Below are 18,865 nucleotides of genomic sequence, written 5' to 3'. Positions count from 1 at the left end.
GGGAAGGGCCGCCGGCGAAGCGGAACGCGGAAGGGCTGAAGCATCGATAAGAACATAGAGGGAACAATGCGTCAAGTGCGGGAGCGGCGCTGCATGGCACGCGCTTGACAGCGCCCGATGGCGCCTCGTATCCAGAGGATAATTGGTTAACCAAAAGGTTTATTCATGCCGGAGGACACGCCCGACACCGCCGGGCCGAGGGCGACCCGCCGCGAATGGATCGGCCTGGCGGTGATCGCGCTGCCCTGTCTGCTCTATTCGATGGACCTGACGGTGCTGAACCTGGCGGTGCCGACGCTGACCGCCGACCTCCGGCCCAGCGCCGCGCAGCTGCTGTGGATCGTCGACATCTACGGTTTCCTGGTGGCGGGATCGCTGATCACCATGGGCACGCTGGGCGACCGCATCGGACGCCGCAAGCTGCTGATGATCGGTGCCGCGGTGTTCGGCCTCGCCTCGCTGCTGGCCGCCTTCGCCGACACGGCCGAGACGCTGATCGCGGCCCGGGCGCTGCTCGGCGTCGCCGGGGCCACTGTGGCGCCGTCGACCCTGTCGCTGATCCGGAACATGTTCCACGACCCCCGGCAGCGCACCTTCGCCATCAGCGTGTGGATCACCGGATACTCGGTCGGCGGCGCCATCGGGCCGCTGCTCGGCGGCGTGATGCTGCAGCATTTCTGGTGGGGCTCGGTGTTCCTGCTGGCGGTGCCGGTGATGGTGCTGGTGCTGATCGTCGCCCCGATCCTGCTGCCGGAATACCGCGACCCGCAGGCCGGACGGCTGGACCTGGCCAGCGTCGTGCTGTCGCTGGCGGCGGTGCTGGCCGCGATCACCGGCGTCAAGATGCTGGCCGAGCACGGGCCCGGCTGGCCGCCGCTGCTGTGGATCGTGGCCGGCCTCGCCGTCGGTACCGTGTTCGTGCGCCGGCAGGCCCGGCTGGCCGACCCGCTGATCGACCTGCGCCTGTTCCGGTCGCCGGCCTTCGGCGCGGCGCTGGCGGTCAATGTGCTGGGCCTGTTCGCCGTCTTCGGCACCTTCCTGTTCGTGGCGCAGTACCTGCAGCTGGTGCTGGGCCTGTCGCCGCTCGAGGCCGGGCTGTGGACGCTGCCCTCGTCGCTGGCCTTCGTCGCCGGGTCGATGCTGACCCCGATGGCGCTGCGCCGGGCCCGGCCGGTGGTGCTGATGGCCGGCGGGCTGGTGATCGCGGCGCTCGGCTTCCTGGCGCTGACGCTGGTCGATCATGTGTCGGGCCCGGCGCTGCTGGCGGGCGCCGCGGTGGTCTTCGCCACCGGGCTGTCGCCGGTGTTCACCCTGACCACCGACCTGATCGTCGGCGCTGCGCCGCCGGAGCGCGCCGGGTCGGCCGCCGCGATCTCCGAGACCGGGGCCGAGTTCGGCGGCGCGCTCGGCATCGCCGTGCTCGGCTGCGTCGCCACCGCGCTCTATCGCGGCGTGATGATCGACGGCGTCCCGGCCGGCGTGCCGCCGGAGGCGGCGGAAGCGGCCCGGGCAACGCTGGGCGGCGCGCTTGCGGCGGCGCAGGACCTGCCCGGCGACACCGGCCGGGCCCTGGCGGACACGGCGCGCGGCGCCTTCACCCATGCCTTCGGCCTGGCCGCCCTGGTCAGCGCCGGCATCGCGGTCGTCGCCGCGGTGCTGGCCGCGACGGTGCTGGGGCCGCCCCGGCAGGGCGCCGAAGCTCCCGCGACGGAGTGAGGACCTCAGGCCGCCAGACGCTGCGCCCGGCCGGTCCACAGCGCGGCCAGGCCGGTCTCGACCTCGGCCGGGGAGTCGGACTGGCACAGCACCCGGCGGGCCTCGCGCCGGTCCTCGGCGGCAGCCGGCCAGGGCGCGGCCTCGATATAGGCGGCCAGATGCTTGCGGAACACGCGCAGCCCGTGATGGTCGCCGTAGAAGGCCAGCGTCTCGCGGAAATGCTGCAGGGCGATGGCCAGCCGCTCCTCGCCCTCCGGCCCGGCGGCGCCGTCGTCCTGCGGCCGGTCCAACGCGGCCTCGATCGCGGCGGCGATCCAGGGCTTGCCGGTGACGCCGCGGCCGACCATGACGCCGTCGGCGCCGGATTGCTCCAGGGCCTCGCGTGCGCTGGCGCCGTCGACGATGTCGCCGTTGACGATCACCGGCACGTCGACCGTGTCCTTCACCGCGCGCACTGCCGTCCAGTCGGCCGTGCCCTTGTAGAACTGGCAGCGGGTGCGGCCGTGCACCGTCACCGCCCGGGCGCCGGCGGCGACACAGCGGCGGGCGAAGTCGGGCGCGTTGCGGCCAGGCGCGCGCCTTCGGCCACCGCGGCGGGGTCGTGCCCGATCAGCTGCACCACCATCAGCGGCAGGCCGTCGCCGACCGCGGCGCGGCGCAGCACGTCGGGCCGGCCGCGGGCGAATTCGGCGCAGGCCACCATCTCGGTCGAGACATAGGCCGCCCCCAGCCGCGACGCGGCGCGGCGGAACGGCAGGTCGGACACCCCGGTCATCGGGGCGATCCAGACCCGTCCGGGCACGGTAACGGAACCGATGGTCAGGGCTTCGGGCATGGCGCTTATCTAGGCCTGCGGCGGCCCGGCGTAAACCGCCGAGGCCGCAATCCTGCCGGCCGCCGTCGATTCCGCGCTTCCCGGAACGACCAGCCTGCATCCACACTCACGCCGGGAGGACCCGCGATGAAATATCTCTGCCTGGTCTATATGGAGCAGCGGACCCTGGACGCCATGTCGCCCGACGAGTTCGACGCGCTGGTCGGCGAATCCATGGCCAATGACGAGGAGATGCGCCGCCGCGGCCAGTTCGTCGCCGCCCAGGCGCTGCAGCCGACCAGCGCCGCCACCACGCTGCGGATCCGCGGCGGCCGGGTCATCACCAGCGACGGCCCCTTCGCCGAGACCAAGGAGTTCCTCTCCGGCTTCATCATGATCGAGGCGCGGGACCTGAACCAGGCGCTGCAGCTCGCCGCCAATATCCCGATGGCGCGGATGGGCAGCATCGAGGTCCGGCCGGTCCGGGAGCATTGCGGCGACCGATGACCGCCGACCCGGCGATGCAGCGGACGATCGAGTCCGTCTACCGGGCGGAGTCGCGCCGGGTGCTGGCCACGCTGATCCGCCTGCTCGGCGACTTCACCTTGGCGGAGGAGGCGCTGCACGACGCCTTCCGCGCGGCGGCGGAGCAGTGGCCGCGCGACGGCATGCCGGCCAATCCCCGGGCCTGGCTGGTCTCCTCCGGCCGGTTCAAGGCGATCGACGGGCTGCGCCGCCGCACCCGCCTCGACGCGGCGCGGGCCGAGCTGGCGAAGCATCTCGAGGAGGCGGAGGACCCCCACGAGCAAGACGCCGAGGAGATCGAGGACGATCGGCTGCGGCTGATCTTCACCTGCTGCCACCCGGCCCTGGCGCCCGAGGCCCGGCTGGCGCTGACCCTGCGCGAGATGTGCGGCCTGACCACGGAGGAGATCGCCCACGCCTTCCTGGCCGCGCCGACCACCGTGGCGCAGCGCATCGTCCGGGCCAAGGCGAAGATCCGCGACGCCGGCATCCCCTATCAGGTGCCGCCGAAGGCCGAGCTGCCGGACCGCTTGGACAGCGTGCTGCAGGTCGTCTACCTGGTGTTCAACGAAGGCTATCTGGCGTCCTCCGGCGCCGACCTGACCCGGCCGGACCTGTCGGGCGAGGCGATCCGGCTGGGCCGGCTGCTGGTCGGGCTGCTGCCGGAGCCGGAGGCGATCGGCTTGCTGGCGCTGATGCTGCTGCAGGATTCCCGGCGGATGGCCCGCAGCTCCCCGACCGGCGACCTGGTGCTGCTGGCCGACCAGGACCGCAGCCTGTGGGACCGCGGCCTGATCGCCGAGGGCACGGCGCTGGTGCGGCGGGCGCTGCTGGGACGCGAGGTGGGGGCCTATGCGCTGCAGGCGGCGATCGCGGCGGTGCATTCCGAGGCGCCGGATCCCGCCTCGACCGACTGGGCCGAGATCGTCGGCCTGTACGACCTGCTGATGCGGGCCGACCCGTCGCCGGTAGTGGCGCTGAACCGGGCGGTGGCGGTGGCGATGCGCGACGGGCCGGCGGCGGGTCTGGCCCTGATCGACGCGATCCTGGCGCATGGCCATCTCGGCGGCTACCGCCTGGCCCACGCCGCCCGCGCCGACCTGCTGCGCCGCCTGGGCCGCACGGCAGACGCCCGCGCGGCCTATGAACGCGCGCTGGGCCTGACGCAGCAGGAGTCGGAGCGACGGTTCCTTCAGCGGCGGCTGGAGGAATTGGAGTCGTAGGTTGGGTTCGCCGTGGCGAACCCAACACTGTTTCGGGGGCGGCAGATGTTGGGTTCGCTTCCGCGAACCCAACCTACGAGCCGGGGATTATGATTCCCCTGCTCAGCGCACGGACGAGCTGGCCCCCCTCACACCATCCAATCCGCATGCTCGATCTGGTCCGGGCGGACGCCGATCAGGGTGATCCGGGTGCCGTCGTCGAGCTGGACGATGGTGCCGAGCAGGTCCCGCTTGATCGTCACGTCGACGCCGTCGGCGATGTCCAGGCTGTCGTGGCGGACGTCGAAGTCGAGGATCGTGTCGCGGCCGCCGCCATGGCCGAAGGCGAAGACATCGGCGCCACGGCCCCCGATCAGCAGGTCGTTGCCGGCGGCTCCGGCGATGCGGTCGTTGCCGGAGCCGCCATAGAGCGTGTTGTTCCCGCTGTTGCCGGTGATCTGGGTGTCGGTGTTGCCGGCCCAGACGATCAGGTCGCGGTCGCCCTGCAGCACGATGCGCTCGACCGCGTCGCCCGCCTTGACGTTGACGGTGGCGCGGACCTCGTCGAACTCCTCGGTGCCCTTCACGACGGCGAAGTTGAAGAAGAAGTTCGGCTTGTCGGCGGTGATGATGTTCGGGTTCTCCGGCGTGCCCTCGGCCGGGATGTGCAGCCGCGCCACCGACGGGTCGTGGTCGCTGACCTGGTCGGCGAAACCGGCATTGGTGTGGACGATGTCGAACTCCAGCCCCGATTTGTAGACGCCATCGGTCGCCAGCATGTGGTCGAGCTCCTGGCTCGCGCCCTCGAACACGTAGCTCCAGCGCTCCTGCGGCGACAGCAGCTCGTCGGCCAGGTCCTTCAGCACGTGGCTGCCGTCGGTGTCGCCGCGCAGCACCTTGAGCGGGTCGTTCCAGGAGAACTCGTTGAGGTCGCCGACCACCATCACCTTGGCGTCGGGGTCGGCCGCCAGCCGGCCGTCGACATAGGCGTTGACGATCGCCGCCTGCGCCTCGCGCTGGTCCTCGCCGCGGTTCAGCGGCGGGAAGTCCTCGCCATAGGTCGGCGAGCTGCCGCTCTTCGAGGTGAAGTGGTTGTTCACCAGCGTCACCGTCTCGCCGTTGAACACGAAGTCGGCGGCCAGCGGCAGGCGGCTGGCGGCGAAGGCGTCGCCATCCGACAGGTCGGGGTCGGTCAGCGCCTTGACCGAGCCCTCGACCAGGCCGACCCGGTCGGGGTTGTACAGGAAGCCGGTCCGGATGTTGCCGCCGGGCTGGCCGCCCGAGGTGCCGTTCTCCGGCGCCACGTCGACATATTCGTAGCGCGGCCCGCCATTCGCGACGATGGCTTCGATCAGCACCCGCGCGGTCTCGGCGGCCGAGGTGACGCCGGTGATCTCGGCGCCGTCGCTGTCCTGCACCTCCTGCAGCGCGACGATGTCGGGCGCGCCCATGTTGCCGACGATCTGCTGGGCCAGACGGTCGAACTTGCCGCTGCCGATGTCGTCGTCGACGTTGTTCGGGTTCTTGTCCTGGACCAGGTTGATGTCCTCGATCTTGGGGTCGAGGTTCTCCAGGTTGATCGAGCCGACGGTCAGGTGGTCGCGGTCGCCGGCCAGTTCTGTGGTCTCCGGCGCCAGCGTGCCGGGGGACTCGACCGTCACTGGCTTGGTCGCCTGGACCTCGTACCAGCCGAAATTGTAGCTGACCACGCCCTGGACGTCGCCCAGCTTGGCGCCGACGTTGAAATCCGGCATGAAGCTGCCCATCAGGTCGTCGTCGATCTGGATCCGCTCCGACTGCTGGTCGGTCTCGGAGATCATGAGGCCGCCGGCGCCGCTGCGGGTGCCGGTGGCGTGGTCGCCGTTGTCGGCCAGGACATAGGCCTCGCCGAAGCCGTTGGTCGGGCCGATCACCACCGGGGCCGGGATGTCGACCAGCATGCCCTCCAGGCTCTCCCAGTAGTCGACGCCGTCGTGCCCGGGGTCGTAGACGGTGCGGCCGTCATCGTCGATCGTCTCGGTCGGCGGGGCATAGTCGCCGGCACCGACGCTGACCGCGACCGGGACGGTCTGCTGCACGGCCGAGACCTCGACGCCGGCGCCGGTGATCTCGGTGATCGTCAGGTTGTGGGACGAGGCGCCGCCGGGCTGGAACTCGGTGACCGAGCCGGTGACGTCGAGGGTGACGCCGAGCTGCACCTCGGCCGGCACGGCGCCGGCACCGGTGAACACGAAGACGGCGTCCGAGGTCGCGGTGTCGCCGTCGCCCTGGGCGTCCTGGATGTAGAAGCCGTTGGCGGCGATGGCCGTGACCACGCCCTGGGTCGCCACGCGGTCGCCCTCGAATTCGGAGCGGTGGCCCGTGCCCTGGATCTCGTAGATCGCGTGGAAGTCCGGCTCGGTGTCGGGCACCGGGGCGTTCTCGGCGCCCGGGGTGTTCAGCGCCTCGCCGGGGGCGGGGGTGCCGGCCTGGCCCGGCAGGCCTGCCAGATCGAAATCGTTGCGGGTCCAGTCCGCCGGGCTGCCGGTGTCGGTGCCGTCCGGCAGGCGCGAGGCGCCGCCGACGGTGATGCCGGCGCCGTCGAAATCCGGGGCCAGCACGGTGCCGCTGTAGAAGCGGTCGCCGCTGCCGCCGTCGTCGATCGCGACGCCGTCGCCGATCCGGCCCCAGGGCGTGGCGTCGAGCACGCCGTCATCGTTGGTGTCGAGGTCCTGGCCGATCGTGCCGCTGTAGTTCTCCACCAGCAGCAGGGTGCCGCTGCCGTTCTGCAGCAGGTTCGACTGGAAGCCGCTGCTCCAGTACCCATCGGCGTCGGTGGTGCCGATGTCGGTGGCGGAGATGATGCGGCCGGTGCCGCCGGCGTCGCCCTCGATCTGCACCAGCGTCCAGCCGCTGTAGTCGGCCAGGGCGTCGCCCTTGATCTCGACATATTCCGAGCTGTCGGTGCCGACATGGTTGGCGACGAACTCGTTGAGCAACGGATCGGCCATGACGAAGTCCCCCCTCTTCATCGGGCAAGGGCCGAATCCCTTGCCGCTCCCGAAACACCTCTAGAGGGCTTCGGTTGCATTCGCGTGACGGGGAAGGATGTCAGTGTGTCGTCGGGTCGGGCACCGTGATGCTGCCGTCGGCGATGGCGCGGCGGGCGGTCTCGACCGCCTCCTCCATCTCCGGGGTGACCAGCGGCCGGTTGTTGTCGTCGATCGCCCAGCCGACCGCGTGCTCGCGCACCCCCAGCGTGACCAGGCCGGCCTTCCAGGTGCCGGCCCGCATGTCGTCCAGCGAGCGCAGCACGGCGATGTCGACCCGCTTCAGCATCGAGGTCAGGATGGTGCCGGGAACCACGCCGTTCTGGTTGCTGTCGACGCCGATCGCCAGCTTCTCGGCCTCCCGCGCCGCCTGGAACACGCCGAGATTGGCCTCGCCGGCGACGGCGAAGAGGACGTCGGCGCCGCGCCCGATCTGGTCGCGAGCGACCACGGCCGCGCGATCCCGGTCGCGGAAGGCGGCGGCATCGGTGCCGACATAATCGACCAGGGTGGCGATCTGCGGCCGCGTCGCCTTGGCGCCGGCGGCGTAGCCATCGGCGAATTTGCGCATCAGCGGGATGTCGGCGGCACCGACGAAGCCGATCGTGCCGGATTTCGAGGCCAGGGCCGCCAGCACGCCGACCAGATAGGCGCCTTCCTGCTCGCGGAACACGATCGAGCGGATGTTCGGCCCCTCGGCGACGCCGTCGACCAGGACGAAGCGGGTCTCCGGATGGGCTGCGGCGGCCGCCTTCACCGCATCGGCGTAGTAGAAGCCGACGGCGATGACCAGATTGGCGTCCTGCCGCACCATGCCGTCCACCGCGGCGGCGAACCCGTCGACCGACTGCAGCTCGGCCTCGAGATAGGCCTCGCCGGTCTCGTTGCGGAAGAACTCCAGCGCGTGCATCGCGCCTTCGTTGAAGCCGCCGTCGCGCTTGTCGCCCAGCGCATAGACCACGCCGGGCTTGACCGGGACCTCGCCGTCGGCACCGCTTCGCGACATTCCGTCCGGATCGGCGGCGGCCATCACGGACAGGCCGGCCACGGCCAGGCTGATGCCGGCGAGAAGGCGGCGGCGGGCGAGAATCATGGTTTCCGTCTCCGGACGGCAGGGGCGGCGAGGGTCCGGCTGACCCGTGGCACCGGAGATGGACGCGTTAAGGTTCGGTTACAAGAGCGCGTTCCGCAGCGCTCCTCTGCCATGCTTTTGCGACGAAATCCCAACGATTCCGCCGGATCAGGCCGGCCGGTCCTTCAGCGCCACCAGGCGAATGCCGGCCTGCTCCAGCCGCTCGCGGATGCGGCGGGCGATGCCGACCGCGCCCGGCGTGTCGCCATGGACGCAGACCGTGTCGACCGGCACCGGGATGCGCTTGCCGCTGCGGCTGGTGACCGCCTGCTCCTCGACCATGCGCAGCACCCGCTCGGCCGCGACCTCGGGGTCGTGGATCACCGATCCGGCGATCTTGCGCGAGGTGAGGGTGGCGTCGTCCTCATAGGTGCGGTCGGCGAAGACCTCGCGCACCACCGGCAGGCCCAGCTCCACCGCCGCGCGCTCCAGCGCCGTGCCGGGCAGCACCATATAGGCCAGGGTCGGGTCGACCGACTGGATCGCCCGGCCGATCGCCAGCGCCACCGCATCCTCGACCATCGCCACGTTGCTCAGCGCGCCATGCGCCTTGACATGGGTGACGCGGTGGCCGACCGCCTTTGCGATGCCTTGCAGGGCACCGATCTGGTAGACCACCTGGGCCTCGATGTCCTCCGGCGTGTCGCCCTTGATCACCCGGCGGCCGAAGCCCCAGAGGTCGAGGAAGCCGGGATGCGCGCCGACGCCGATGCCGCGGTCGCGCGCCAGGGTCAGGGTCCGCCGCATCACGATCGGGTCGCCGGCATGAAAGCCGCAGGCGACATTGGCCGAGGTGACGATCTCCAGCATCGCCGCGTCGTCGCCCATCTCCCAGGCGCCGAAGCCTTCGCCCATGTCGCAGTTCAGATCGATGCTCGCCATGTTTCCATCCCCGGACCGGCCTTGACGACTCCTGTATGAACTTCGCCGCCGGCGGCGGCAATCGTCGCCCCGCACCGGCATTCGTGCTATTCAGAATCAGCACGACCCAGCAGGGGACGCCTATGGCGGTGGGGACGAGCGCACGGCGGGTGTTCGAACTCGTCTTGATCAAGCCGTCGCATTACGACGACGACGGCTATGTCATCCAATGGCTGCGATCGGCGATCCCGTCGAACACGCTGGCGGTGCTGTACGGCCTCGCTCGCGACTGTTCCGAGCGTCTGATCCTCGGCCCGGATGTCGATATCGCCATCACCGCGATCGACGAGACCAACACGCGGGTGCGGCCCGACGCGATCATCCGCCGGATCCGGCGCGCCGGCGCGGGGATGGTGGCGCTGGTCGGGGTGCAGTCCAACCAGTTCCCACGGGCGGTCGACATCGCCCGGCCGCTGCGGGCGGCGGGGATCCAGGTCGGCATCGGCGGCTTCCACGTCTCCGGCACCATCGCCATGCTGCCCGGCCTGCAGCCGGAGGTGGCCGAGGCGCAGGCGCTGGGCATCTCGCTGTTCGCCGGCGAGGCCGAGGGGCGGCTGGACGAGGTGCTGGTCGACGCCTTCGCCAACCGGCTCAAGCCGCTCTACAACTTCATGGACGACCTGCCGAACATCGAAGGCGTGCCGATGCCGGTGCTGCCGATCGCGCGGGTGCGCCGCACCGCCGGCCAGCACACCAGCTTCGATGCCGGCCGCGGCTGCCCGTTCCAGTGCTCGTTCTGCACCATCATCAACGTCCAGGGCCGCAAGTCGCGCCGCCGGTCGCCCGACGATGTCGAGCGGATCATCCGCGAGAACGTGAAGAGCGGCATCAGCCGCTTCTTCATCACCGACGACAATTTCGCGCGCAACAAGGACTGGGAGCCGATCTTCGACCGGCTGATCGAGCTGCGGGAGCGGGAGAAGCTGTCCTTCCGCATGATCATCCAGGTCGACACCATGTGCCACCGCATCCCGCACTTCATCGAGAAGGCGGGACGGGCGGGGGTGACCCGGGTGTTCATCGGGCTGGAGAACATCAACCCGGACAGCCTGGTCGGCGCCAAGAAGCGGCAGAACAAGATCACCGAATACCGCAAGATGCTGCTGGCCTGGAAGGCCGTCGGCGCCATGACCTATGCCGGCTACATCCTGGGCTTCCCGACCGACACGCCGGAATCGATCGTCCGCGACATCGGCATCATCCAGCGCGAGCTGCCGGTCGACCTGCTTGAGTTCTTCTTCCTGACGCCGCTGCCGGGGTCGGAGGACCACAAGAACCTGTTCCACGCCGGCATCCCGATGGATCCCGACCTGAACCGCTACGACCTGAACCACGTCACCACCGGCCACGCGCTGATGTCGCGCGAGGAGTGGCAGCGGGCCTACAGGCTGGCCTGGCAGACCTACTACTCGCCCGAGCATATGGAGACGGTGATGCGCCGGGCGGCGGCGACCGGCATCAGCGTCGGCAAGATCCTGTTCCTGCTGCTGTGGTTCACCACCTGCATCAATGTCGAGGGGCTGCACCCGCTGGAGGGCGGCTATCTGCGCCGCAAGGTGCGGACCGACCGCCGCCCGGGCCTGCCGCATGAGGCGGCCGTGCCGTTCTATCTCCGCTATGCCGGCGAGACCGTGGCCAAGCGCTGGGCCATGGCGCGGCTGTGGTGGCGCTTCAACCAGGTCCGCCGGCGGATCAAGGCCGACCCGAACCGCAAGGCCTATCACGACCTGGCGCTGACGCCGGTGAGCGAGGAAGAGCTCGACACGCTGGAGATGTTCTCGGTGACGCAGGGCGCCCGCGCCGCCGCGGCCCGGGCGCACACCAAGCCGGTGCCGCAGCCGCAGGGCGCCACGGCGGCGGAGTAGCGGCTCCCAGCCGGGCGTCGGGGCGATGCCGCTTCGGCCGTTCCCGCCAGAACGCGTCGCCGTTCACGGCGAGATCCAGATCGATACTTGCCCGTAACGTCATGCCCGAAGCCGCTCGGCGTCGATCCCGGCCATGATTTCGCCTGCGTCGATGGCGCCTGGGGCCGTGGCAGGAACAGGATGCACCCGGATCCTGAAGCATCACGATCGAAACTCGATCGGTCCGGCCGGGACTTCGTAAGATCGTGACATAATCATTACAATTTTCTTGTTGAGATTATAATCCTTTTGTCATAGACAAATTGAAAGACTGCAAGATCTAGTGCTCAAAGCTCTGAAGAGCGCCGTTCTGTCTGGGATCAACGGTCTGTTCGTGCGTCGGCCAGACTTGTATTCGGGAGAGGCTGATGACTGGGATTTCCGGACTTCCGGACCGCGGGCCTTTGCTGTCCGACCGGTTCAAGCAGAATACGTCCGTCACCCTCTGGAACCAGGCCCTGAACCGGTCGAACCAGGGGCCTGGAACGGTGGTCCCGGCCTACAACGCAGCGCCGCGAGACGAGCCGAAGGAAGAGCTGGACGGCAGCAACCCGGCGAACGAGAGCCCCGACGGCCAGATCACCTACCGGGCGCAGCCGGGCGACAGCCTGATCGAGATCGCGCGGCAGCTGGGCTATGACGAGAATTTGGACCCCGAGGTGGCGCGGCGCCTCGGCTTCGACGAGAACCGGGACTATGCCGAGCAGTACGCCGAGCTTCTGACGCGGTTCAATCCCGAGCTGGGCGACGATCCGGACGGCCTGCCCGAGACCCATGTCATCACCATCCTCAGCGACGAGCGGGTGGAGCGGCTGCAGGATATCTCCGAGATCGTGGGCGACGCGGATTCGGTCGAGGACCTGCCCCAGGCCAAGCAGAACGAGCTGCAGGACCTGATCGACGCGGATCTCGCCCTGGTTGCCGGCACGATGGACCAGGAGGATTTCGAGGCGACCCTGGAGGAGCGCGCGGCCCATCTTCGCGCCGTGCTGCCGCAGGCCGAGGGGCTCGCGGATCTGGTCGATTCCCGGGCCGAGGATCTTCGCCTGGACATGAACGTGCTGTTCAATGGCCTGCGCGACAGCGCTGCGCAGGCCTTGGAAAGCGGCGACTGGAGCGCGTTCCAGGGCGATGTGGAGGAGGCCCTGCGGAGCAGGATCTATCCGCCGCCGCCCGCCCAGACCCCCGATTTCGACCCGGATCAGGAGGCCGCGGAGTTCATCGCCGAGCTGGCCTTCTATGGTCCGATGGACCCCGACACGCTCGAGGTCGACCCGGGATATCTCGACGCGCTCGAGGCGGCGCGCCATCAGGTGATGGTGACCGATCCGGCCAGCCAGGTGACCGACGGAAACTCGCTCGAAGTGACCCTCACAGGCGTGCCGGCCGATCGGGCCGACCAGATCCTGGTCGAGCTGTCGGAGATGCCGGCGACAGGAGACTACGAGGACGAGGAGAGCCCGCCGACCTCGAGGCTGGCCGAGATCGTCTATCCGCTGCGCCATCTCTCTTCCAACGGAGGCCTCTCGGACGAGGCGGAGGAGCTGATCGGCAACCTGAACGTCGTCGCGACGCAGGCGGGCGCCTCCGCCCCCGTCGACGATGACGGCCGCATGCAGATCAGCGAGGGCGTCTCGCGTCTCGCGGCACTGATGGCCGATGCGAACACCGGCGGCTTCGATCGGGAGTCGCCCACGGCATGGGGCGGGGACATCGTGCTGCGCACCGCCATTGCCGACAGCATCAGCCACGGCGACGGCGCGACCCTGGCGGTCGCCATGGCGGCGCATTATGCGGAGGATGGCTGGGCCGACGCGGCCGATGCCATGCTCCACACCGTGGCGTCCGGCGTCGAAAACCTGACCCCGGAGGCGCGGGAGGCGACCGAGGAATATGGGCGCCTGATCGGTGACCCGCAATGGGCCGGCAGCTATCTGGAAGGGCTGCGGGACGATGAGGAGCTCGCCGGCGCCATCCAGACCGTCCAGAACGGCAAGCTGGAGGACAATCCGGAGCAGGTCGCCAACTTCGAGCGGCTGTTCGCCGGCGCCATGTCGACGGACGCAGTCCTGGAGGCGCTGCCGGACTCCCTGCGGCACCTGGAAGGCGAGGACCTGGACGGCTATGAGCGCCTGACGGAGGCTCATGGGGAACTGCGCCACCTTCTCGTCGGCGACAAGGACGACGGCGATGATGCCCCGCCGCCGATGGTCCAGGTCGCGATGGGCGGAATGTCGGCGTCGCCGGAGCCCCTCACCTTGGCGGAAGTGGAGCGACAGCTGCAGGATTCACCCGAATTCCAGCAATACGCGACGCTGTATCGCGACATCTCCGACACCGAGTTCGACGCCGTGTTCGGAGATGCGCTGGACACCTACGACCGGATCCAGCGGCAGCTCGACGACCCGGATGCGGACATCATCGAGCTGCCGCCCGGGATGACCTCGCTGCCGCCCACCGTGCAGGAGGTGCTCGACGGTCTGAAGGGCAAGGACCGGACGGAAGCGCTGGACGCCCTGCGCGACAAGCCGGTGCAGGGGGCGGCGCTGCTGATGACGCTGGAGATGCTGGAGAACAGCCAGCCCAACGGCCCCAGCGGCGGCTTCGTGTCGCGCGAGATCAAGAATTCGAGCCTGCTCGTCTCCACCGTGCTGGCGCCGTCGTCGCCGATCGCGCAGGCCGTCGCCAATCGCGCGAACGGCGGCGCCACTGGCGAGGCAGAGCCGCGGGATGGGCTGCTGGGCCGCCGGGCCGCGGCGATTCCCGCGGCGGGGATCAGCGGCGCGCTGAACATCTGGGGTGTCCGCGAATTCGCGACCTCCGACCGTCCCGACGACAGGGCCTGGGCGGCGGTCTTCGGCCTGCTGGCCGGCATGGACGTGTCGCGGGGAGCCGCGGCCGGCATCCAGAGCTTCCTGATCCCGCAGGGGCGGCATGTCCGGCCGGCCACCGGGTTGCCCAGCCTGTTCAACCAGGGCGGACGGCTGGACCGTATGACCCGGTTCGGCTACGTCAACGGGCCGGGGATCTATCGCACCCTGGGCACCGCGTCCTCGGTCCTCACCGTGGGGGTCGCCGCCTGGACGGCGAGCGTCGAATTCTCGAACGGCAACGTCCTTGGAGGAGCCGTCTGGACCTCGATGGGCCTCGCATCCGTCGCCACGGTCGCGTTCGCGAGCACGTCCTGGGCCGGGCCGGTGGGATGGATCGCCGCCGGGGTCTGGCTGGCCGGCGCCAGCATCCTGCACTGGCAGTCCAACGAGAGGCAGCGCGAGTATTTCGAAGGGGACACGCGAGCAATCCTGGCGAATCTGGACCCGCCGGTGGACCCCGAGCGTGCCGAGATCCTGGCCGAGGGGCGAGACGATTTCGGCACCTCCGACGAGGCGACGGGCCGGCCGCTGTTCCCGCTGCTCGAGCAGCTGGCCGAGTACCGCGGCTACGACACGCCGGCGGAGAAGCAGGAGTTCTTCGACTACATCCTCTACAACGAGGAGGCGCTGCCCAACGACATGCTGCGGGAGCTGTCGGAGCGGACCTACGGGATGATGGTAAATATCGACGACGACAGCTACCTCGTCGACACCGAGGTCCGCGCCTACGACTGGAACCCGACCACGATCGCGCAGCTGAGCGACTGGATCGACGGCGTCCACAGAGACGATGTCGGCGCGACCAATCCCGGCATCAGGCTCCCGCCGCGCCGGAACTGACCGGCCGCCAGAGAAGCCGATCTCAGATCGTGATCTCCGCCGCGTCCGCCGCCTTGAGCTCCAGCGCGGCCTTCAGCAGCGCCTGGGTGTAGGGGTGCTGCGGCGCCTCGAAGATCTGCGCCGCCGAGCCGTGCTCGACCACCTTGCCGTTCTTCATCACGATCACCTCGTCCGACAGGGCGCGGACCACCTTCAGGTCGTGGCTGATGAACAGATAGGCCAGGCGGTGCTTCTCCTGCAGCCCGCGCAGCAGGTCGACGATCTGGGCCTGCACCGACATGTCGAGGGCCGAGGTCGGCTCGTCCAGCACCACGAATTTCGGCTTCAGCACCATGGCCCGGGCGATGGCGACGCGCTGGCGCTGGCCGCCGGAGAATTCGTGCGGGTAGCGGTGCCGGCTGGCGGGGTCGAGCCCGACCTCCTCCAGCGCCGCCACGATCATGCGCTCGCGCTCGGCCGAGGAGCCGCCGATGCGGTGCACCTGCAGCCCTTCCTCGATGATCTCGGAGATCGACATGCGCGGGCTGAGCGAGCCGTAGGGGTCCTGGAAGACGACCTGCATCTCCCGCCGCAGCGGTCGCATGTCGCGGAACTGCAGGCCCTGCAGCTCCCGTTCGCCGTAGCGGATCGACCCCTGGCTGGAGATCAGGCGCAGCAGGGCGAGGCCGAGCGTGGTCTTGCCCGATCCGCTCTCGCCGACCACCCCGACCGTGTGACCCTCGCGCACGGTGACGTCGATGCCGTCCACCGCCTTCACATGGTCGACCGTGCGGCGCAGCACGCCGGCCTTGATCGGGAACCAGACCTTGATCTCGCTGGCCGAGACCACGGCGCGGGCGTCGGCCGGGGGCGGCGCCGGGTCGCCCTTGGGCTCGGAGGCCAGCAGGCGCTGGGTGTAGGGGTGCTGGGGCGCGGTGAACACAGCCTCGGTCTCGCCCGCCTCGACGATCTCGCCCTTGTTCATGACGCAGACCCGGTCCGCCATCTTGCGGACCACGCCCAGGTCGTGGGTGATCAGGAGCAGCGCCATGCCGAAGCGGCGCTGCAGGCTCTGCATCAGCTCCAGGATCTGGGCCTGGATGGTGACGTCCAGCGCGGTGGTCGGCTCGTCGGCGATCAGGATGTCCGGCTCGTTCGCCAGCGCCATGGCGATCATCACCCGCTGGCGCTGGCCGCCCGACAGCTCATGCGGATACGCGTTCAGCCGCTGCTCCGGGTTCGGCAGCCCGACCAGGCGCAGCAGCTCCAGCACCCGGGCGCGGGACTGGGCCTTGCCCATGCCCTTGTGCACCGACAGCACCTCGCCGACCTGCTTCTCGATCGTGTGCAGCGGGTTCAGGGAGGTCATCGGCTCCTGGAACACCATGGCGATCTTGTTGCCGCGGACCTCGCGCAGCACCTTCTCCGGCGCGCCCAGCAGCTCCTGGCCGCGATAGCGGATGCTGCCCTTGGGGTGCCGGGCGCTGGGATAGGGCAGCAGCTGCAGCACCGACAGGGCGGTGACCGACTTGCCGGATCCGCTCTCGCCGACCAGCGCCAGGGTCTCGCCGCGGTCGAGATGCAGCGACACGCCCTTCACCGCCGGCACCGCGCCGCCGGGCACCCGGAACTCCACCGCCAGGTCGCGGATCTCGAGCAGCCTTTCGCCGGAGGTCGAAGTCTGGGTCATGGCGTCTGGGCCTTGGGATCGGTCACGGGATCGGTGGCGGAGGTGCGGCCGGCCGCCAGGGTCTTGCGCGGGTCGAAGGCGTCGCGCAGCGCCTCGCCCATGAAGACGAGGAGGCTGAGCAGGATGGCCAGCGAGAAGAAGGCGGTGAAGCCGAGCCACGGCGCCTGCAGGTTGGCCTTGCCCTGGCTGACCAGCTCGCCGAGCGAGGCGGAGCCGGGCGGCAGGCCGAGTCCGAGGAAGTCGAGGCCGGTCAGCAGGCCGATGCTGCCGGTCAGGTTGAAGGGCAGGAAGGTGATGGTGGCGACCACGGCGTTGGGCAGCACGTGCTTCCACATGATCACCCGGTCCGGCTGGCCCAGCGCCCGGGCGGCGCGGACATAGTCCAGGTTGCGGGCGCGCAGGAACTCCGCCCGCACCACTCCGACCAGGCTCATCCACTCGAACAGCAGCATGATGAACAGCAGCGTCCAGAAACCCGGCACGAAGAAGGACGACATGATGATCAGCAGGTACAGCTGCGGCATGCCGGACCAGATCTCGATCACCCGCTGGAAGACCAGGTCGGTCCAGCCGGCGAAGTAGCCCTGGATCGCGCCGGCGAAGACGCCGATGACGGACGCGATCGCGGTCAGGGTCAGGCCGAACAGGATCGAGATGCGCAGGCCGTAGATCAGCCGGGCCAGCACGTCGCGGCCCTGGTCGTCGGTGCCGAGCCAGTTCGTGGCCGAGGGCGGCGAGGGGGCGGGCTGGTCCAGGTCGTAGTTGATGGTGCGGTAGGAGAACGGGATCAGCGGCCAGACCGCCCAGCCCTTGGCGCTGATCAGCTCGCGCACGAAGGGGTCGCGGTAATCCGCCTCGGTCTCGAACTCGCCGCCGAACGCCGTCTCCGGATACGTGGCCAGGACCGGCACGTAGTAGTGGCCGTCATACTTGACCAGCAGCGGCCGGTCGTTGGCGATGAACTCGGCGAACAGGGTGACCAGGAAGACGGCCAGGAACAGGTACAGCGCGATCAGCCCGCGGCGGTTGGCGCGGAAGTTGGCGATGCGGCGGGCGGTGATCGGCCGGATGCGGAAGCCGAAGAAGCGCGGATGGGCGAAGTCCTGGGCCCGGGGCAATGCCGCCTCAGACATTGCGGGCCTCGAAGTCGATCCGCGGATCGATCAGGGTATAGGTCACGTCCTGCACCAGCTTCATCACCAGGCCGAGCAGGGTGAAGACGTAGAGCGTGGCGAACACCACCGGATAGTCGCGCTGGATCGCCGCCTCGTAGCCGAGCAGGCCGAGCCCGTCGAGCGAGAAGATCACCTCGATGAACAGCGACCCGGTGAACAGCACGCCGATGAAGGCGGCGGGGAAGCCGGCGATGACGATCAGCATGGCGTTGCGGAAGATGTGGCCGTACAGCACGCGCCGCTCGGTCAGGCCCTTGGCCCGTGCCGTCAGCACATACATCTTGCCGATCTCGTCGAGGAACGAGTTCTTGGTCAGCATGGTCAGGGTGGCGAAGCCGCTGATCACCATGGCCGTGATCGGCAGCACCATGTGCCAGAGATAGTCCAGGATCTGCTGGTACCAGGGCATCAGGGCCCAGCCGTCGGATGTCAGGCCGCGCAGCGGGAACCAGGCGAAGTAGCGGCCGCCGGCGAAGGTCACGATCAGCAGCATGGCGAACAGGAAGCTGGGGATCGCATAGCCGACGACGACCACGCCGGAGGTCCAGATGTCGAAGCGCGATCCATCCCTGACCGCCTTGCGGATGCCGAGCGGGATCGAGATCAGATAGACCAGCAGCGTGGTCCACAGCCCCAGCGAGATCGACACCGGCAGCTTGGACACGATGAGGTCGACCACCCGCGCGCTCTTGAAGTAGCTGCGCCCGAAATCGAAGTTCAGATAATCGCGGATCATTATCCAGAAGCGTTCGATCGGCGGCTTGTCGAAGCCGAACTGCTTCTCGATCTCGGCGATGAAGCGCGGGTCCAGCCCCTGGGCGCCGCGATACTTGCTGGTGATGGCGCTGCCGCCGAGCTGGGAATTATCGGCCGCTCGGTTGAAGTCGCCGCCCCCGCCGCTGATCCGGCTGGTCGCGTCGGTGGCGGTGCCCTGGATCTGCGCGATCATCTGCTCGACCGGGCCGCCGGGCGCGAACTGCACGATGACGAAATTGATGACCATGATCCCGAACAGGGTCGGGATGATCAGCAGCAGGCGCCGGATGATATAGGCTAGCACGCCTC

Annotated in this window: 13 protein-coding genes; 5 read left to right on the top strand and 8 right to left on the bottom strand. The window is 69.4% G+C overall.

Annotation, left to right across the window (positions count from 1 at the left end; all coding sequences use genetic code 11):
• Positions 1 to 165: 165 nt before the first annotated feature.
• On the top strand, positions 166 to 1,716 hold the full coding sequence (locus ACFW16_RS06095; RefSeq protein WP_380302871.1) for an MFS transporter: 1,551 nt from the start codon (positions 166 to 168) through the stop codon (positions 1,714 to 1,716).
• A 5-nt stretch (positions 1,717 to 1,721) separates the two neighbouring features.
• Here the strand turns inward: ACFW16_RS06095 and ACFW16_RS06090 are convergent, their stop codons facing one another.
• Positions 1,722 to 2,231, bottom strand: a complete 510-nt coding sequence (locus tag ACFW16_RS06090) for a tRNA-dihydrouridine synthase (protein WP_380302869.1) — start codon at positions 2,229 to 2,231, stop codon at positions 1,722 to 1,724.
• Entirely contained in the window at positions 2,228 to 2,551 is a 324-nt protein-coding gene (locus ACFW16_RS06085) for a tRNA-dihydrouridine synthase (RefSeq protein WP_380302867.1), read from the bottom strand. The genes ACFW16_RS06090 and ACFW16_RS06085 overlap by 4 nt, the downstream gene beginning before the upstream one ends.
• A 126-nt stretch (positions 2,552 to 2,677) precedes the next feature.
• Between ACFW16_RS06085 and ACFW16_RS06080 the strand changes: the two genes are divergently transcribed.
• Both ACFW16_RS06080 and ACFW16_RS06075 read left to right on the top strand, forming a co-directional pair.
• Positions 2,678 to 3,037 carry a YciI family protein gene (locus tag ACFW16_RS06080; protein WP_380302865.1) on the top strand — a complete coding sequence of 120 codons (360 nt, stop codon included), beginning with the start codon at positions 2,678 to 2,680 and terminating at the stop codon, positions 3,035 to 3,037.
• The gene (locus ACFW16_RS06075; protein WP_380302863.1) at positions 3,034 to 4,278 is read left to right on the top strand and encodes an RNA polymerase sigma factor; all 1,245 of its coding nucleotides are present in this window, start codon (positions 3,034 to 3,036) and stop codon (positions 4,276 to 4,278) included. Before ACFW16_RS06080 ends, ACFW16_RS06075 begins: the two co-directional genes overlap by 4 nt.
• Before the next feature lie 128 nt (positions 4,279 to 4,406).
• On the opposite strand, the gene ACFW16_RS06070 is transcribed toward ACFW16_RS06075, so the two are convergent.
• From ACFW16_RS06070 to ACFW16_RS06060, 3 genes are all read right to left on the bottom strand, one after another.
• Complete coding sequence (locus tag ACFW16_RS06070; RefSeq protein ID WP_380302861.1) at positions 4,407 to 7,247, bottom strand: endonuclease/exonuclease/phosphatase family protein; 2,841 nt, start codon at positions 7,245 to 7,247, stop codon at positions 4,407 to 4,409.
• A gap of 100 nt (positions 7,248 to 7,347) precedes the next feature.
• Positions 7,348 to 8,379: a BMP family protein gene (locus ACFW16_RS06065; RefSeq protein ID WP_380302859.1), complete on the bottom strand. Its 1,032-nt coding sequence runs from the start codon at positions 8,377 to 8,379 to the stop codon at positions 7,348 to 7,350.
• Between the two features lie 147 nt (positions 8,380 to 8,526).
• Complete coding sequence (locus ACFW16_RS06060; RefSeq protein ID WP_380302857.1) at positions 8,527 to 9,300, bottom strand: LamB/YcsF family protein; 774 nt, start codon at positions 9,298 to 9,300, stop codon at positions 8,527 to 8,529.
• Positions 9,301 to 9,422: 122 nt separating this feature from the next.
• Between ACFW16_RS06060 and ACFW16_RS06055 the strand changes: the two genes are divergently transcribed.
• Together ACFW16_RS06055 and ACFW16_RS06050 are read left to right on the top strand one after the other, a co-directional pair.
• The gene (locus ACFW16_RS06055) at positions 9,423 to 11,204 is read left to right on the top strand and encodes a B12-binding domain-containing radical SAM protein (RefSeq protein ID WP_380302855.1); all 1,782 of its coding nucleotides are present in this window, start codon (positions 9,423 to 9,425) and stop codon (positions 11,202 to 11,204) included.
• A gap of 407 nt (positions 11,205 to 11,611) precedes the next feature.
• Positions 11,612 to 14,956 carry a hypothetical protein gene (locus tag ACFW16_RS06050; RefSeq protein WP_380302853.1) on the top strand — a complete coding sequence of 1,115 codons (3,345 nt, stop codon included), beginning with the start codon at positions 11,612 to 11,614 and terminating at the stop codon, positions 14,954 to 14,956.
• 22 nt (positions 14,957 to 14,978) lie between these two features.
• Here the strand turns inward: ACFW16_RS06050 and ACFW16_RS06045 are convergent, their stop codons facing one another.
• The 3 genes from ACFW16_RS06045 to ACFW16_RS06035 are packed head-to-tail and all read right to left on the bottom strand — an operon-like array spanning position 14,979 to position 18,860.
• Positions 14,979 to 16,625 (bottom strand): ABC transporter ATP-binding protein, encoded by a 1,647-nt coding sequence (locus tag ACFW16_RS06045; protein ID WP_380302852.1) that lies wholly within the window; start codon positions 16,623 to 16,625, stop codon positions 14,979 to 14,981.
• Positions 16,622 to 17,758, bottom strand: a complete 1,137-nt coding sequence (locus ACFW16_RS06040; protein ID WP_380302850.1) for an ABC transporter permease — start codon at positions 17,756 to 17,758, stop codon at positions 16,622 to 16,624. The genes ACFW16_RS06045 and ACFW16_RS06040 overlap by 4 nt, the downstream gene beginning before the upstream one ends.
• On the bottom strand, positions 17,751 to 18,860 hold the full coding sequence (locus tag ACFW16_RS06035; RefSeq protein ID WP_380302848.1) for a microcin C ABC transporter permease YejB: 1,110 nt from the start codon (positions 18,858 to 18,860) through the stop codon (positions 17,751 to 17,753). Before ACFW16_RS06035 ends, ACFW16_RS06040 begins: the two co-directional genes overlap by 8 nt.
• Positions 18,861 to 18,865 lie beyond the last annotated feature (5 nt).

It is taken from the genome of Inquilinus sp. NPDC058860 (assembly GCF_042743185.1).
Classification (GTDB): domain Bacteria; phylum Pseudomonadota; class Alphaproteobacteria; order DSM-16000; family Inquilinaceae; genus Inquilinus.
The sequence above is the reverse complement of the archived record's forward strand: the minus strand, read 5'-3'. Positions and strand labels throughout refer to the sequence as shown.

Bases quoted from the DNA above. Each gene is read 5' to 3' on its own strand.
- ACFW16_RS06040 (WP_380302850.1), bottom strand. From the start codon at position 17,758: ATGTCTGAGGCGGCATTGCCCCGGGCCCAGGACTTCGCCCATCCGCGC.
- ACFW16_RS06050 (WP_380302853.1), top strand. From the start codon at position 11,612: ATGACTGGGATTTCCGGACTTCCGGACCGCGGGCCTTTGCTGTCCGAC.
- ACFW16_RS06045 (WP_380302852.1), bottom strand. From the start codon at position 16,625: ATGACCCAGACTTCGACCTCCGGCGAAAGGCTGCTCGAGATCCGCGAC.
- ACFW16_RS06075 (WP_380302863.1), top strand. From the start codon at position 3,034: ATGACCGCCGACCCGGCGATGCAGCGGACGATCGAGTCCGTCTACCGG.
- ACFW16_RS06055 (WP_380302855.1), top strand. From the start codon at position 9,423: ATGGCGGTGGGGACGAGCGCACGGCGGGTGTTCGAACTCGTCTTGATC.
- ACFW16_RS06070 (WP_380302861.1), bottom strand. From the start codon at position 7,247: ATGGCCGATCCGTTGCTCAACGAGTTCGTCGCCAACCATGTCGGCACC.
- ACFW16_RS06060 (WP_380302857.1), bottom strand. From the start codon at position 9,300: ATGGCGAGCATCGATCTGAACTGCGACATGGGCGAAGGCTTCGGCGCC.
- ACFW16_RS06080 (WP_380302865.1), top strand. From the start codon at position 2,678: ATGAAATATCTCTGCCTGGTCTATATGGAGCAGCGGACCCTGGACGCC.
- ACFW16_RS06065 (WP_380302859.1), bottom strand. From the start codon at position 8,379: ATGATTCTCGCCCGCCGCCGCCTTCTCGCCGGCATCAGCCTGGCCGTG.
- ACFW16_RS06085 (WP_380302867.1), bottom strand. From the start codon at position 2,551: ATGCCCGAAGCCCTGACCATCGGTTCCGTTACCGTGCCCGGACGGGTC.
- ACFW16_RS06095 (WP_380302871.1), top strand. From the start codon at position 166: ATGCCGGAGGACACGCCCGACACCGCCGGGCCGAGGGCGACCCGCCGC.